Source organism: Pseudomonas sp. AL10 (genome assembly GCF_029960685.1).
GTDB classification, from domain to species: domain Bacteria; phylum Pseudomonadota; class Gammaproteobacteria; order Pseudomonadales; family Pseudomonadaceae; genus Aquipseudomonas; species Aquipseudomonas lactis.
Map to the genome: position 1 here is coordinate 49,261 of NZ_JASBQZ010000017.1, position 14,664 is coordinate 63,924.

At 62.3% G+C, this 14,664-nt stretch carries 17 protein-coding genes; 9 read left to right on the top strand and 8 right to left on the bottom strand.

Annotated features, from left to right (window positions below; all coding sequences use genetic code 11):
* Positions 1-125: 125 nt before the first annotated feature.
* Together QK296_RS17045 and QK296_RS17050 are read left to right on the top strand one after the other, a co-directional pair.
* Positions 126-2,210: a mechanosensitive ion channel domain-containing protein gene (locus tag QK296_RS17045; RefSeq protein ID WP_169856589.1), complete on the top strand. Its 2,085-nt coding sequence runs from the start codon at positions 126-128 to the stop codon at positions 2,208-2,210.
* Between the two features lie 112 nt (positions 2,211-2,322).
* Complete coding sequence (locus QK296_RS17050) at positions 2,323-3,207, top strand: sugar nucleotide-binding protein (RefSeq protein WP_032900893.1); 885 nt, start codon at positions 2,323-2,325, stop codon at positions 3,205-3,207.
* A gap of 164 nt (positions 3,208-3,371) precedes the next feature.
* On the opposite strand, the gene QK296_RS17055 is transcribed toward QK296_RS17050, so the two are convergent.
* The 5 genes from QK296_RS17055 to QK296_RS17075 all read right to left on the bottom strand — a co-directional run bounded on the left by QK296_RS17055 (position 3,372) and on the right by QK296_RS17075 (position 7,476).
* Positions 3,372-4,070 carry an OmpW family outer membrane protein gene (locus QK296_RS17055; RefSeq protein ID WP_003194600.1) on the bottom strand — a complete coding sequence of 233 codons (699 nt, stop codon included), beginning with the start codon at positions 4,068-4,070 and terminating at the stop codon, positions 3,372-3,374.
* A 147-nt stretch (positions 4,071-4,217) separates the two neighbouring features.
* Positions 4,218-4,739 carry a DUF3299 domain-containing protein gene (locus QK296_RS17060; RefSeq protein ID WP_032900890.1) on the bottom strand — a complete coding sequence of 174 codons (522 nt, stop codon included), beginning with the start codon at positions 4,737-4,739 and terminating at the stop codon, positions 4,218-4,220.
* Between the two features lie 11 nt (positions 4,740-4,750).
* Entirely contained in the window at positions 4,751-6,016 is a 1,266-nt protein-coding gene (locus QK296_RS17065) for an ABC transporter permease (protein ID WP_003194597.1), read from the bottom strand.
* A gap of 1 nt (position 6,017) precedes the next feature.
* The gene (locus tag QK296_RS17070; protein ID WP_003194595.1) at positions 6,018-6,728 is read right to left on the bottom strand and encodes an ABC transporter ATP-binding protein; all 711 of its coding nucleotides are present in this window, start codon (positions 6,726-6,728) and stop codon (positions 6,018-6,020) included.
* A gap of 148 nt (positions 6,729-6,876) precedes the next feature.
* The gene (locus QK296_RS17075; RefSeq protein WP_003194593.1) at positions 6,877-7,476 is read right to left on the bottom strand and encodes a DUF2796 domain-containing protein; all 600 of its coding nucleotides are present in this window, start codon (positions 7,474-7,476) and stop codon (positions 6,877-6,879) included.
* A 130-nt stretch (positions 7,477-7,606) separates the two neighbouring features.
* Between QK296_RS17075 and QK296_RS17080 the strand changes: the two genes are divergently transcribed.
* Positions 7,607-7,948 carry a hypothetical protein gene (locus QK296_RS17080; RefSeq protein ID WP_003194591.1) on the top strand — a complete coding sequence of 114 codons (342 nt, stop codon included), beginning with the start codon at positions 7,607-7,609 and terminating at the stop codon, positions 7,946-7,948.
* Here the strand turns inward: QK296_RS17080 and trxA are convergent.
* From trxA to QK296_RS17095, 3 genes are all read right to left on the bottom strand, one after another.
* Positions 7,945-8,817 carry a thioredoxin gene (gene trxA / locus QK296_RS17085; protein WP_003194589.1) on the bottom strand — a complete coding sequence of 291 codons (873 nt, stop codon included), beginning with the start codon at positions 8,815-8,817 and terminating at the stop codon, positions 7,945-7,947. The two genes, QK296_RS17080 and trxA, sit on opposite strands and share 4 nt — an antisense overlap.
* A gap of 125 nt (positions 8,818-8,942) precedes the next feature.
* Positions 8,943-9,599: a 50S ribosomal protein L11 methyltransferase gene (locus tag QK296_RS17090; protein WP_282391121.1), complete on the bottom strand. Its 657-nt coding sequence runs from the start codon at positions 9,597-9,599 to the stop codon at positions 8,943-8,945.
* Positions 9,596-10,051 carry a YbaY family lipoprotein gene (locus tag QK296_RS17095; protein WP_034133864.1) on the bottom strand — a complete coding sequence of 152 codons (456 nt, stop codon included), beginning with the start codon at positions 10,049-10,051 and terminating at the stop codon, positions 9,596-9,598. Before QK296_RS17095 ends, QK296_RS17090 begins: the two co-directional genes overlap by 4 nt.
* Before the next feature lie 140 nt (positions 10,052-10,191).
* Here QK296_RS17095 and nrdR point away from each other — a divergent pair, with 140 nt between their 5' ends.
* The 6 genes from nrdR to nusB all read left to right on the top strand — a co-directional run bounded on the left by nrdR (position 10,192) and on the right by nusB (position 14,661).
* A complete protein-coding gene (gene nrdR, locus QK296_RS17100) occupies positions 10,192-10,656 on the top strand; it encodes a transcriptional regulator NrdR (RefSeq protein WP_019818855.1) in 465 nt (154 codons plus the stop codon).
* Positions 10,653-11,780 carry a bifunctional diaminohydroxyphosphoribosylaminopyrimidine deaminase/5-amino-6-(5-phosphoribosylamino)uracil reductase RibD gene (ribD, locus tag QK296_RS17105; RefSeq protein ID WP_003194582.1) on the top strand — a complete coding sequence of 376 codons (1,128 nt, stop codon included), beginning with the start codon at positions 10,653-10,655 and terminating at the stop codon, positions 11,778-11,780. The genes nrdR and ribD overlap by 4 nt, the downstream gene beginning before the upstream one ends.
* Before the next feature lie 49 nt (positions 11,781-11,829).
* A complete protein-coding gene (locus QK296_RS17110; RefSeq protein ID WP_003194580.1) occupies positions 11,830-12,492 on the top strand; it encodes a riboflavin synthase in 663 nt (220 codons plus the stop codon).
* A gap of 15 nt (positions 12,493-12,507) precedes the next feature.
* Positions 12,508-13,599 carry a bifunctional 3,4-dihydroxy-2-butanone-4-phosphate synthase/GTP cyclohydrolase II gene (gene ribBA, locus QK296_RS17115; RefSeq protein WP_003194579.1) on the top strand — a complete coding sequence of 364 codons (1,092 nt, stop codon included), beginning with the start codon at positions 12,508-12,510 and terminating at the stop codon, positions 13,597-13,599.
* Between the two features lie 88 nt (positions 13,600-13,687).
* Entirely contained in the window at positions 13,688-14,164 is a 477-nt protein-coding gene (ribE, locus tag QK296_RS17120; protein ID WP_003194576.1) for a 6,7-dimethyl-8-ribityllumazine synthase, read from the top strand.
* Positions 14,161-14,661, top strand: coding sequence for a transcription antitermination factor NusB (gene nusB / locus QK296_RS17125; RefSeq protein WP_003194574.1), 501 nt, complete (start codon positions 14,161-14,163; stop codon positions 14,659-14,661). Before ribE ends, nusB begins: the two co-directional genes overlap by 4 nt.
* Positions 14,662-14,664 lie beyond the last annotated feature (3 nt).

Consider the following 14,664-nt stretch of genomic DNA (forward strand, 5'->3'; position numbering starts at 1 on the left):
AAAGTTTCCACATTCCTACAGGCGGTACAGGGTAGGAAAAGATCGGAGGGCATCGCCCATGCGGGGAACGATCAAGGCCTAAACCCGTCAGTTCCTTACAGACCCTGCTGAAGGAGCTCGCTGTTTTGCTGAATCTAAAGACTGCATTACTGCTCGGCGCGCTGCTGCTTTGCGGTAACGGCGCACTGCAAGCCGCAGCGACGGCACCCGCTGCCGAGACGCCGGCCAAGCCGGAATTGCTGGTGCAAGGCGGGCTACTCGGGGCCATCAGTTCCAGCATTGATGACGTGCAAGACAAGCTCGACCTCAACCAGAACCTCATTGACGCCTGGCGCCTGCGGGCCGACCGCGCCGCAGACGAAGTAGGGCGCCTGGTGGACCAGACCACCGCTCGCTCGCCGTGGAGCGTGGCCGGCGATTTCCTGCTGTTGTCTGGCGTGTGGGCCGGTGCCTTTGCTGTGCTGACGATGCTGGGGCGCCTGGTTGTGAAACGCGCGAGCCGCCGCCCATTCCTTGCGCGGCGTCAACGGCTGCAAGGCTTGCTGGGCTATGTGGTGCCCTACACGATTCCAGCGCTGATCTGCCTGCCGCTGACCCTTTATGTCAGTCACTTTTTAGCCGCGTCTGTCGGTCGCGCCCTGGCGCTGTGTTTTGCCTACGCCACCAGCAGTGGCATCTTTTCCACCTCGTTGCTGCTGTGCGTCATTGTGATGTTTAACGTCGGGCACAAGCGGCCTGCGGTGCAGATCATTCGTGACTATTGCCCCAAGCCGCTGTTCCTGATCGGCTTTCTCGCGGCCCTCAGCGATGCGCTGACCAGCCCGCAAATCGCTCGGCAACTGGGCGGCAATATCACCAGCAGCATCGCCGTGTTTACCGGCCTGTTTGCCGCGGTCATCTTTGGCGTGCTGGTGGTCCGCCTGCGTCGGCCGGTGGCCCATTTGATCCGCAATCGGCCGCTGGCCCAGCGCCTCAAACATCCAGCATTGCAACAATCGTTGCGGGTGTTTTCCGGGCTCTGGTACTGGCCGATTCTGTTGATGGTGCTGGTCTCGGCGGTCAACCTGATTGGCGCCGGTGACGATAACCAAGAGGCCCTGCGCTGCGCACTGCTCACCACCTTGTTACTGATCGGCACGGTGTTTCTCAGCACCGTGTTGCAACACCTGTTCAAGTCCCGCAGCCAGGTATCGATCCAGCGCAGCAGCGCCTACAAGGAACGCTTCCTGAGTTTGCTGCACGCGATTTTGCGCATCGTCATGGCCATCGCGTTTATCGAGATACTCGGGCGTATCTGGGGTGTTTCGCTGTTCGAATTCGCCCAGCGCAACTCGGTGGGCCGGGCCATCAGTGACTCCCTCAGCAGCATCGGCCTGATCCTGTTGGTGACCTGGCTGTTCTGGGTGGTGCTCGATACGGCGATCCAGGAAGCCCTCAAGCCACCGGTGAGCAAACGCTCCAGTCGCCAGCCCAGTACCCGGGTCAAAACCATCCTGCCGCTGCTGCGCAATGCGGTGAAGATCATCCTGGTGGTGATCTGCGCGATCACCACCATGGCCAACCTGGGCATCAATGTCGCGCCGTTGCTGGCGGGCGCCGGGGTGGTGGGCCTGGCCATCGGTTTCGGGTCACAGCAACTGGTGCAGGACGTGATCACCGGCCTGTTCATCATTATCGAAGACACCCTGTCCATCGGCGATTGGGTGGTGCTCGACTCCGGCCACGCCGGCACCGTCGAAGGCCTGACCATCCGCACCCTGCGCCTGCGCGACGGCAAGGGCTTTGTGCATTCTGTGCCGTTCGGGCAGATCAAGGCGGTCACCAACCAGTCCCGTCAGTTCGCCTATGCGTTCTTCTCCGTGCAGTTCACCTACGACACCGACGTGGACAAGGCCGTGGAGCTGATCCGCGAAGCCGGCCAGTCGATCCGCGACGATGTGTTCCTCAAGTACAACCTGCAAGGGCCGTTGGAGGTGTTCGGGGTAGACAAGATGGACCTCAATGGCGTGGTGCTCACTGCGCAGTTCCGCACGGTTTCGGGTGGCCAGTACGCGGTCAGCCGTGCGTTTAACCAGCGCCTGAAAAAGCTTGTGGATAACTGTGAGGCGGTGCACTTCGCCCAGACTTATCCACAGCAGCTCTTGCTCGCACCGCGCGCGGCGCTGAAACAGGAGGCCGCCGAACCCGACGTCAAGACACTTAATCCGTGACGGTTGCGCTACAAGCCCGCAAAATGCAACGATTCTGGCAATGACCTACGACAGGGCACACACGCCTGTCGATAATAACCATCGTTCCAAACAGACCGGGCCTGCTCAATCTATGCGAATGCGCCTTATGTTACTGGGCGGCGGGAATGCCCTCGGGCAGGCGCTGATTCGCCTCGGTGCGGAGGAAGACATCGGTTTCCTCGCCCCCAAACCGCCCCAAGACGGCTGGGATGCCGCAAGTCTCACCCAATTGCTCGACGACACCCGTCCCGATGCCTTGATCAACCTCGCCTACTATTTCGACTGGTTCCAGGCCGAAGCCGTGAGCGAGTCCCGCTTGGCCGCCCAGGAATTCGCCATCGAACGCCTGGCCGAGCTGTGCCAGCATCACAGCATCACCCTGCTGCAACCGTCCAGCTACCGCGTATTCGATGGCTCCCGCGCCACCGCCTACAGCGAGAAAGACGAGCCGGTGCCCCTGGGCCTGCGCGGTCAGGCGTTGTGGCGTATCGAACAAAGCGTGCGCGCCACATGCCCGCAGCATGTACTGCTGCGGTTTGGCTGGTTGCTCGATGACAGCGCCGATGGCACGCTCGGGCGCTTCCTGGCCCGGGCCGAGAGCGCCGACGAGCTACTGATGGCCGACGACCGCCGGGGTAACCCGACGCCGGTGGACGATGCAGCACGGGTGATCATCTCGGTGCTCAAGCAACTCGATTGCGCTGCGCCGCTGTGGGGCACTTACCACTACGCCGGCCACGAGGCGACGACGCCGTTGGCGCTGGGCCAGGCGATTCTCACTGAAGCGCGCAACTTCCATCCGCTCGCCATCGAGTCCCCCACCGCCCAGGCTCACGCAGCGCGGCCGGATGCGGCGGATGAACCGCAGCATGCGGTGTTGGCCTGCAAGAAAATCCTGCATACCTTTGGTATCAAACCACGGGCATGGCGGGCAGGCTTGCCGGCGCTTCTGGATAGCTTCTACCGCCATAGCTGACACCCCCAAAACCAAAAGTGGGAGGGGACTTATGTGGGAGCTGGCTTGCCTGCGATAGCATCACCTGGGTATCACTGATACACCGAGGTGTCTGCATCGCGGGCAAGCCCGGCTCCCACATAAGCCCCCTCCCACATGGGTTATGCGGTGTGGCTTAACCGGACTTAGAACTTGTAGCCGATACCCACCATGTAAACCATCGGGTCTACATCCACATTGACCTTGGCCCGAGTGCCTTGGCCCAGCGCGTTGTTATCCACAGTCGCTTTGGTGCTGATGTCGATGTAGCGCGCCTGGGCGTTGATCATCCACTTGTCGTTGATCATGTAGTCGGCGCCGATCTGCGCGGCCCAGCCCCAGGAGTTTTCGGCCTTGAAGTTGCTGAAACCGGCCTGTTCGGCACGGCTGCCCACGTGTTCGTCGTAGATCCAGGTGTAGTTGATACCGGCGCCCACATACGGCTGGAACGCAGACTTATGATCCAGCGGGTAGTACACGACGCTCAAGGTCGGCGGCAGGTGTTTGAGCGTGCCGAGCTTGCCGTTGGCGGCACCGAGGGCGGTGTTCTTGATCTTCACGTCGTGCTCGAACGGCGTGGCCGCGAGCAATTCGATGCCGACGTGGTCGGTGATCATGTAGGCGAAGTTCAAGCCCAATTGGGTGTCGCTGCTCATGGTCGCCTTGCCGCCCAGGTTGGTACCGGCCAGCGGGCCCTGGTCAACCTTGACGCTGCCGCTGTCGGCCTTCGGGTTCACGGTAATAGCACCGGCACGAACCAGAATATCGCCCGCCTGGTGAGCGTGAGCGACGGGGGCGACGAGGGCGAGCGCGAAGAGGGACGCGCCGAGCAGAGACTTGTTCATGGGAGCTCCAAAGGACGTTTAAAAGTTGTACGTCCAATGGTAAAGATCGTTCCGTTCGGTCTTTTGACTCAGCTCAATGAAAGGGTGATCAGTCACTTTCGGCACTGATCTAAACCTGTGGGAGCTTCAGTGTGTTGCTGGTGGGGGTTATTCCTCCAGCTCGTACATATAAATCTTCTGGGCATCCATCTGGTAACCCGCGTCGGCCAATTCGCTGGACGATGGCTTGACCTGCATCGCGCCTTCGATCCAGTACGGTTGATACAGCTCATCGAGCTTCACCCCCACCTCGCTTTTCACATGCACGATCTGGTTCGACGGCGGTGGCGGCACATGGATGCAGGCGCCGAAATACGGCACCAGCAGAAACTCCGTAGTGCGGCCTTCTTCGCTGACTTCCAGCGGCACGATATACCCTGGCAGGCGAATATGCTGGCCATCCAGGCTCTGTACCACCGGCGCGTTGGGCATGTCCTGCTTGGCCGCCGGCGCGGCTTCGGCGGACAAGGCATCGGCCATGTTCGACAGGTCGTGCAGCGGCTTCATATTGGGCACTTCTGGTGGCGCATCCGGCGGGATCATCTCCTGCCAGGACAAATCCCTGGGCTGCTCCTGCGCCCAGGCAGGCACGGCCATCAACAACAACAGGGCAAACAGGGCACGACGCATCGAAGCCTTCCTCATAAACGGATGGACAGGCCATCGGCCAAAGATTGGCGGTAGGCGCGCCACGCGGGCACGCTGCCCATCAACAAGGCGGCTGCCAGGATACCGGCGAGCAACGTCCATTCATATTCGCTCGGCCACGACATCGGCAGGTCCAGGCCGTAATTGGCCTGCAAATAACCCCGCGAGGCGGCGATGCACAGGTACAGCAAACCCAGGCCCGCTACCACGCCGGACAAGGCCAGGGCGAAGGCTTCGAAGATCAGCAGCGTTGCGATGTGCCAAGGCCGCGCGCCCACCGACCGCAGGATCGCCATCTCGCGGCGGCGCTCGTTAAGGCTGGTGAGGATCGCCGTGAGCATGCCGATCAAACCGGTCAGCACCACGAACAGCGAGATCACAAACAAGGCTTTTTCGGCAGTGCCCATCATGCTCCACAACTCTTGCAGCGCGACGCCGGGCAGGATCGCCAGCATGGGCTCGCCACGAAATTCATTGATCTCTCTTTGCAAGGCAAAGGTGGAAATCTTGTTGTTCAGGCCGAGCATGAACGCGGTAATGGCTTGCGGCGTCAGGTCCATATTGCGCGCCTGGTCGGCACTGATGCGGCCTTTGCCCTGGGCCGGCACGCCGTTGTGCCAGTCGATATGGATCGCTTCCATGCCGCCGAGGCTGATATGCAGCGTGCGGTCCACCGGCGTGCCGGTGCGCTTGAGAATGCCGACCACCGTGAACGGTTTGTCGTCATGCTTGACCAGGCTGACCACCGCCACGCCATGGGCCAGCACCAGCTTGTCGCCGAGTTTGTAATGCAGGGCCTCGGCCACTTCGGCGCCGAGCACTACCTCGAACGGGTCGGTGGCGAAGGCGCGGCCGCTGGCCAGCTCGAGGTTTTGCTTGCGCCCGTACTGGTAGTGCTCGAAGTAGGACTCGTTGGTGCCCATCACCCGGTAGCCGCGATGGGAGTCGCCGAGGGAGATCGGGATCGCCCATTTCACTTGTGGGCTGGCGGCGAAGTGCTCGTAGCTGTCCCAACGGATGTTGTTGGTGGCGTTGCCAATGCGGAACACCGAGTACAGCAGCAGGTTGACCGAGCCGGAACGGGCGCCGACGATCAGGTCGGTGCCGCTGATGGTGCTGGCGAAACTGTTGCGCGCCTCGACGCGCACACGCTCCACCGCGAGCAGCAAGCAGACGGAAAGCGCGATGGCAAACGCGGTGAGGATCGCGGTAAAGCGGCGGTTAGCCAGGCTGGCCATGGCTAGACGGAACAGATACATCTCAAACCTCTGCGGGCATGGCGGCGCGATTGAGTTCGGCCAGCGACAGGTTGCGGTCGAACAGCGACGCCAGGCTCTGGTCATGGCTGACAAACAACAGGCTGGCGCCCGCTTCGCGGCATTCGGCGAACAGCAACTGCAGGAAGGCTTCGCGGGCGTCGTAGTCCAGGGCCGAGGTGGGCTCGTCGGCGATCACCAGCTCCGGCTGGCCGATCAGCGCTCGGGCAGCGGCCACCCGTTGTTGCTGGCCGATGGACAGCGAATCGGCACGGCGTTCCAGCAGGCTCTGGTCCTTCAAACCCAGGTGTGCGAGCAAGGTCGCAGCGGCCTGGTCGACGCTGCCGTGACGCTGCTTGGCCCGTTGCGCGCGCAGCTTGGAAAAGTGGCAAGGCAGCTCGACGTTCTCGCGCACCGACAGAAACGGCAGCAGGTTGAACTGCTGGAAGATATAGCCGGTGTGGTCCACACGGAAACGGTCACGAGCACCGGCCGAGAGTTCGGTCAACTCCTGGCCGAGCAGGCGGATGCTGCCTTGGCTGGGTTTCTGCACGCCTCCCAATAGCCCGAGCAAAGTGGTCTTGCCACTGCCGCTCGGGCCCTTGAGAAACAGGGTTTCCCCGGGTTCCAGGCGGAACGCGGGGATGTCCAGCAACTGCGGGTGACCGGGCCAGTGGAAGCCCAGGTCGGACAGTTCGATTAACGCTTGAGTCATGGGAAGTCAGTGTCGCCTGGTAGTCGAAAATGGCGCCAATCCACTGTGGGAGCTGGCTTGCCTGCGATGGCATCGCTACGGTGTGCCTGCTGCACCGCGTCGCCTGTATCGCAGGCAAGCCAGCTCCCACAGGGACTGTGCTTTCAAGTCAGAACTTCAGCGTGGCGGCGGTGGCCGTCGCGTCAACACCTTGCTGACCGCTCGGGCCGATCAGTTGTACCTGAATTTTCTGGGTGGCGGGGAAGGTCTTGAACACTTGGCTCAAGTCCAGGTTGCCCAGGGCCGCCGGCGTGGCGCAGGTGAACTGGTAATGGGCGTGGATTTCACTGTGGTCGTGATCATGCTTGTGGGCGGCGGCGCCTTTGCCGTCGGAGGCGTGGTCATCGTCGTCATGCTCGGCTTCTGGTTTGTCACCGAACAACGGGCTGTTGAGTTCCTGGCTGCTGACCACGCAACCTGCGGCCTTGGGCAGGTTGAACAGCGCCGATGGATTTTCCAGCTGTTTGCGCACGGCGGCGACCTTGGCCTTGTCGGCGGCGCTGGTTGCCACATGCTCGAAACCCACCAGGTTCATGGCCGGGCTGTCCAGTTCCAGCTCCAGGGCCTGGCCGTCCAGCACGGCATTCAGGCGCCCGACGCCATGTTCATGGGCGCCGAGGCTGCCGTGTTCGTGGTCATGGTCTTCGTGAGCATGAGCGACAGCCAGTGGCAGCAGGGCAAACGGCAAAGCAAGCAGCAAACGGCGCATGAGAGGGCTCCAGGATGAAAGTTTTGTTATGTGATCTTATAACAAATGATCCGAGAGTTTGACCGCCCGCTTGGTGTTGCGCAAGCTGCATGGGAGCATGCCCGTCAGAAAAAATGCAGGAGTAAGGACGATGTTGCGAATTCGTGGAACCATCGGCGACCTGCCGGTGGACTTGACCCTGGAGCTGGACGACGGCGATTGGGCGCGATTGGGTGCCCAGCTGCAGGCCACGCCAACGCCCAGCGCGCCCACTGCGGCTCCGGTCAAACAGAACGAGGACCTGTGGCAGAACGCCCAGGATTTGCTGCGCAAGGCCGGACAACTCAATGGTCTGGAATTGCTCGATCAACTCGAAGGCTTGGCTGGCGATGCCGGGGCGGGCAAGCGCCTGCTGGTGCGCCTGCGCCACAGCGCCAAGGTGAAGGTGAGCAGCGGCGGGGATACGCCGCTGTACAGTTGGATCGGTGATTAATACAACGCGGCAAACAACTTGCGGCGGTACACCGTGACCAGCGGGTGATCATTGCCCAGCAATTCGAACACTTGCAGCAAGGTCTTGTGGGGCAGGCCTTCGCTGTAGCTGCGATTGCGGATAAACAACTTGAGCAAACCTTCCAGCGCCGCGTCGTATTGCTGGCGCGCCAGTTGCTGGATCGCCAACTGATAGGCCGCTTCGTCATCCTGCGGGTTTTGCGCCAGGCGGCTTTTCAGCTCGGCGGCGTCCGGCAAGTCCGCAGCCTGGCGCAGGAAGGTGATTTGCGCCTTGGCTCCGGCCAGCGCGGCCTTGTGGTCGTCGCTCTTGACCGCGTCGAGCACGGCCTGGGCTTCACCCAATTCACCGCGCTCGGCCAGGCAGCGTGCATACAGGATCAGGGCGGCGGCGTTGGTATTATCCTCGCCCAGCAACTGCACTAGCAGTGCTTCGGCTTCGCTGATACGCCCTTCGCTGAACAGCGTCTGAGCCTGCTCCAACGGGTCCGCCGCAGCCGGCGGTGGCATTTGCACATGGGGCTCCAGCATCGCCCGCACTGCCGACTCTGGCTGTGCACCAGCAAAACCGTCCACCGGTTGGCCATCCTTGAACAGCACCACCGTCGGCAGACTTTGAATGCCAAAACGCGCCACAATGTCCTGTTCGGCTTCGCAGTCGATCTTGGCCAGCAGCAACTCACCCTGATAACTCTCGGCAATCTTCGCCAGCATTGGCATCAGTGCTTTGCAGGGGGCGCACCATTCGGCCCAGAAATCGACCAATACAGGCTTTTCGAAGGAGTTCTGGATAACGGCCTGATCGAAGTTGGCGGTGGTGACGTCGAAGATGTACGGCGTAGGCTCACTCATGGGGCGTCTCGAATAAAGCGGGAATGGGGGCAACTATAAGGGCTGGCGAGGTTGGCTGAAAGTATCGTGGTAGCTCCCACCTTGAAATGCATTCCCCTGTGGGAGCGGGCTTGCCCTCGATGGCCTCAAGCACGCCGCGAATGGTACAGGCTCACCTTACGAAACTCCCAAGGCTCAGCCAGGTCCGGCAACGTCAAGGCCTCGAGGATCTCCAGCCGCCGGTAAGCCGGATGCTGGAAATCCCGTACCCGCGAATCCGCCACCAGCGCTTCGCGGCCGCGGGTGAGGAACTGATCCAGCAACGGCAAGTTGGCGCGGTCGTAGAGCACGTCGGCCACCAGGATCAGGTCGAAGCGGTCGGCTTCGGCAAAAAAGTCTGCCGAATAACTCAGCGCCACCTGGTTGAGTTCGGCATTCGCGCGGCAAGCGGCCAAGGCCAATGGGTCAAGGTCGCAGGCCACCACCTCCAGGGCGCCAGCCTTGACGGCGGCGATCCCGGCTACGCCCGAACCTGCGCCGAAATCCAGCACGCGTTTGCCGGCGACCCACTCGGGATGCGCCGCCAGGTAACGCGCCAACGCCAGGCCGCTGGCCCAGCAAAAACTCCAGTAGGGCGGCTCATGCAGGATGCGCCGGGTTTCTTCCTGGCTGAAGGCGCGGTCCATGTTGTCGGCGTCCAGGAGCCACAACGACAATGCGGTGCCCGGTAACGGGCAGGGCACCAATTGAGCATCGCCAATCAACGCGCCCAAGGCGTGTTGCAGGCCCAGCGGTGGCGTCATGGCGCCTTGACGAGTTGCAGGGGGCCGGTGCTCTGGGTGATCGCCTGGGTGACGCGCACGGCCGGCAGATGCAGGATCAGCTGGCCGGACTGGCTGGCGCGACCGCGCAATTCCACGCGGGCACCGGCCGGGAAGGCTTCAGGGTTGAAGCGCAGGCGGAAGGCCAGGGGCTTGCCGTTGCCGCTCAGTACGCTGCTGGCGAGCAGTTGCTGCGGGCGCGAACGCTCGTCGATCACCAAGAGCGCCATCTCGACTTCGGCACCGGCCGGCACATTGGTCAGGCTGCCGCTGATTTCGCGCTGATAGGCGGGCAGGGGGCCGAGGTCTTCAATGCCCGGGACTTTCTTCTCTTGCGCCGGGGTGGGTTGAGGCGCGGCCGGCTTGGGGGCTTCGCTGCTGCAGGCGACCAGAAAACTGAACAGGCTGAGTAGAACGAGTGGTCGTAACTGCATGTACGGCTCCAGAGAGGACAAAATCCGTGGCTTAAAAAATATGAAACATATAAGCCTGCCTATATACCGTAAAGGCTATGGCTTGTCTTGCCACAGGGATGCGCTACCATGGCCCTCCCATTTTTTGTTGCCTGCCAACCATGCACTGTCCCTTCTGCGGTGCCAACGACACCAAGGTCATCGACTCGCGTCTGGTCGCCGAGGGCGACCAAGTGCGTCGCCGGCGCGAATGCCTGGCCTGTGGTGAACGTTTCACCACCTTCGAAACCGCCGAACTGGTGTTGCCGCGTCTGATCAAGTCCGACGGCAGCCGCCAGCCTTTCGACGAAGAAAAACTGCGCGCCGGTATGCAGCGCGCCCTGGAAAAACGCCCGGTGAGTGTCGAGCGCCTGGAAGCGGCGCTGGTGCATATCAAGCACAAGCTGCGGGCGACCGGCGAGCGCGAGGTCAAGAGCCTGGTGGTCGGTGAACTGGTGATGGGCGAGCTGCAAAAGCTCGACGAAGTCGCCTATATCCGTTTTGCCTCGGTGTATCGACGCTTCCAGGACCTCAATGAGTTCCGCGAAGAGATCGACCGCCTGGCCCGTGAGCCCTCCAAACAATGACCTCTGAACAGGCTGTGCTCGACGCCCACTACATGGCCCGCGCCCTTGAATTGGCGCGCAAGGGCCTGTACACCACCCACCCCAACCCGCGGGTTGGCTGCGTGATAGTGCGTGACGGGCAGATTGTCGGCGAAGGCTGGCATGAGCGCACCGGCGAGCCCCATGCCGAGCCCAATGCCCTGCGCGCCGCGGGCGACAAGGCCCGTGGCGCGACGGTGTACGTGACCCTTGAACCGTGCAGCCATCATGGCCGTACGCCGCCCTGCGCCGATGCGCTGGTGACCGCCGGCGTCGCGCGGGTGGTGGCCGGCATGCAGGACCCGAACCCGGAAGTGGCCGGACGGGGCATGCAGCGTCTGGCCCAGGCGGGTATCGAGGTGCGCAGCGGTGTGCTGGAAGCCGAAGCGCGGGCGCTTAACCCCGGCTTCCTTAAACGCATGGAACACGGCCTGCCGTTCGTGCGGGTCAAGCTGGCAATGAGTCTGGACGGTCGCACGGCGATGGCCAGCGGCGAAAGCCAATGGATCACCGGCCCCGCCGCCCGCGCTGCGGTGCAACGCCTGCGCGCCGAAGCCAGTGTGGTGCTGACCGGTGCCGACACGGTACTGGCCGACGGCGCCCGCTTGACCGTACGCGCCGCCGAACTGGGCCTGGACGAAGCAACCACCGCCCTGGCCATGTCGCGCCCGCCGCTGCGCGTGTTGATCGATGGCCGCCTGCGGGTGCCGCTCAACGCACCGTTCTTCAAGGCCGGCCCGGCATTGGTCATCACCTGCGTCACTCCGGAGAACCAGTTCCCCCGCGGCCCCGAGTGCCTGGTGGTACCGGGGGTGGACGGCCAGGTTGACCTGCGCTCGGCACTGGTCGCCCTGGCTGCCCGTGGCGTCAACGATGTGTTGGTGGAAGCTGGCCCAAGCCTGGCCGGTGCGTTTGCCCAACAAGGCCTGGTGGATGAGTACGTGATATTCATCGCCGGCAAGTTCCTCGGCTCCGCTGCCCGGCCGTTGCTGGACTGGCCGCTTGAGAAACTCGCCGACGCGCCCCAACTCAAGATCACCGACATGCGCGCTGTAGGCGACGACTGGCGAGTCACTGCCATCCCCGTCCCAGCAGCGAGCGTATAATTCCCGGCCTGCGCTTAAGCGGCAGCCCCCTCGTTTTCAGGAGAACGAAATGTTCACCGGCATTATCGAATCCATCGGCAGCATCCGTGCAATGACCCCCAAAGGCGGGGATGTCCGCCTGCTGGTTGAAACCGGCAAGCTGGACCTCGGCGACGTCAAGCTGGGCGACAGCATTGCCGTCAGCGGCGTGTGCCTGACCGTCATCGAGCTGCCAGGCAACGGCTTTGCCGCCGATGTCAGCCGGGAAACCCTGGACTGCACCGCAATGAACGATCTTGCGGCCGGCAGCCCGGTCAACCTGGAAAAAGCCCTCACGCCGACCACCCGCCTGGGCGGTCACCTGGTCAGCGGCCACGTCGACGGTGTCGGCGAAGTGGTTGCCCGCAGCGAAAACGCCCGCGCGGTGGAATTCCGTATCCGCGCGCCCAAAGAGCTGGCCAAGTACATCGCCCACAAAGGCTCGATCACCGTCGACGGCACGAGCCTGACCGTGAACGCCGTGAATGGCGCCGAATTCGAACTGACCATCATTCCCCACACCCTCAGCGAAACCATCATGGCCTCGTACCAGCCGGGCCGCCGGGTGAACCTGGAAGTGGACTTGCTTGCCCGTTACCTGGAGCGCCTGTTGCTGGGCGAAAAGGCCGCAGAGCCTGCAACCGGTAACATCACCGAAAGTTTTCTGGCCGCTAACGGCTACCTGAAATCCTGACCAAGGGGGTGCCGCGTGGCGCTCAATAGCATCGAAGAACTGGTTGAAGACATCCGCCAAGGCAAGATGGTCATCCTCATGGATGACGAAGATCGCGAGAACGAAGGCGATATCATCATGGCCGCCGAGGCGTGCAAGCCCGAGCACATCAACTTCATGGCCAAGCACGCCCGTGGGCTGATCTGTATGCCCATGAGCCGCGAACGCTGCGAATTGCTCAAGCTGCCCTTGATGGCGCCGCGCAATGGCTCGGGTTTCGGCACCAAGTTCACCGTATCGATTGAAGCCACCACCGGCGTCACCACCGGTATTTCCGCCGCTGACCGCGCCCGCACCGTGCAAGCTGCGGCGGCGAAAGACGCCAAGGCTGAAGACATCGTCAGCCCCGGCCACATCTTCCCGCTGATGGCCCAGCCGGGCGGTACCCTGGCCCGCGCCGGCCACACCGAAGCCGCCTGCGATTTGGCGCGCATGGCCGGTTTCGAGCCAAGCGGGGTGATCTGCGAAGTGATGAACGATGATGGCACCATGGCCCGTCGTACTGAACTCGAAGCCTTTGCCGCCGAACACAACCTCAAGATCGGTACCATCGCCGACCTGATTCACTACCGCATGATCCACGAACGTACCGTTCAGCGGATTGCCGAGCAGCCACTGGACAGCGAACTGGGCCAATTCAATTTGGTGACCTACCGTGATTCAGTGGAAGGCGACGTGCACATGGCCCTGACCCTGGGCAACATTTGCGCAGAAGAGCCGACCCTGGTACGCGTACACAACATGGACCCACTGCGTGACCTGTTGATGGTCAAACAGCCGGGCCGCTGGAGCCTGCGCGCCGCTATGGCTGCGGTTTCCGAGGCGGGTAGCGGTGTGGTGCTGTTGCTCGGTCACCCGCTCGATGGTGACGTGTTGCTGGCGCACATCCGCGAAACTGCCGACGCCGTGCCGGTGAAAAAACCGACCACCTACAGCATCGTCGGTGCCGGTTCGCAGATCCTGCGCGACCTGGGCGTGCGCAAAATGCGCCTGATGAGCGCACCGATGAAGTTTAATGCGATATCCGGATTCGACCTGGAAGTTGTAGAATACGTGCCCTCCGAATAAAGGCCGGCGATTTTTGCCCCTTGTTCGCGGTTAAATCATCACTAAGGGACGCACTTTTCGCGTCCCGGCTCTTTAAGAGATTTGTCGAATGACCCTGAAGACCATCGAAGGTACCTTCATCGCCCCCAAAGGCCGCTATGCCCTGGTGGTTGGCCGCTTCAACAGCTTCGTGGTTGAAAGCCTGGTAAGCGGTGCCGTTGACGCCCTGGTTCGCCATGGTGTAAGCGAGAGCGATATCACCCTTATCCGTGCGCCTGGCGCCTTCGAAATTCCACTGGTTGCGCAAAAAGTTGCTCAGCAGGGTGAATACGCGGCGATCATCGCCCTGGGCGCAGTGATCCGTGGCGGTACCCCGCACTTCGAATACGTGGCCGGCGAATGCACCAAGGGCCTGGCCCAGGTGTCCATGGAGTTCGGCGTGCCAGTCGCTTTCGGCGTACTGACCGTCGATTCCATCGAGCAAGCCATCGAGCGTTCCGGCACCAAGGCCGGTAACAAAGGCGCCGAAGCTGCCTTGTCCGCCCTGGAAATGGTCAGCCTGCTGTCGCAGTTGGAGGCCAAGTGATTTCCGACGAAAGCGATCGTTTCAACCCGCGCGAGCCTCGCCCTGCGGACGCCGGCAAGCCTTCCAAGAACGAAAAGCGTCGCGCTGCTCGTCAACTGGCCACCCAGGCGCTGTACCAGCGTCACCTGGCAGGTGCTTCGCTGAACGAGATCGAAGCGCAGTTTCGCGTTGACAACGATTTCACCTTCGCCGATCTGCCGTATTTCCACGACATCCTGCACGGCGTGCATGCCAACCTGACCGAGATCGACACAGCCCTGGCGCCATGCCTGGACCTGACCATCGAAGAACTCGACCCGGTTGAGCTGTGCGTGATGCGTCTGTCCACCTGGGAGCTGCTCAAGCGCGTTGACGTGCCGTACCGCGTCGTGATCAACGAGGGCATCGAACTGGCGAAAGTCTACGGTTCGACCGACGGCCACAAGTTCGTCAACGGCGTGCTCGACAAGCTGGCTCCGCGCCTGCGTGAAGCCGAAGTGAAGGAACACAAGCGCTAATCT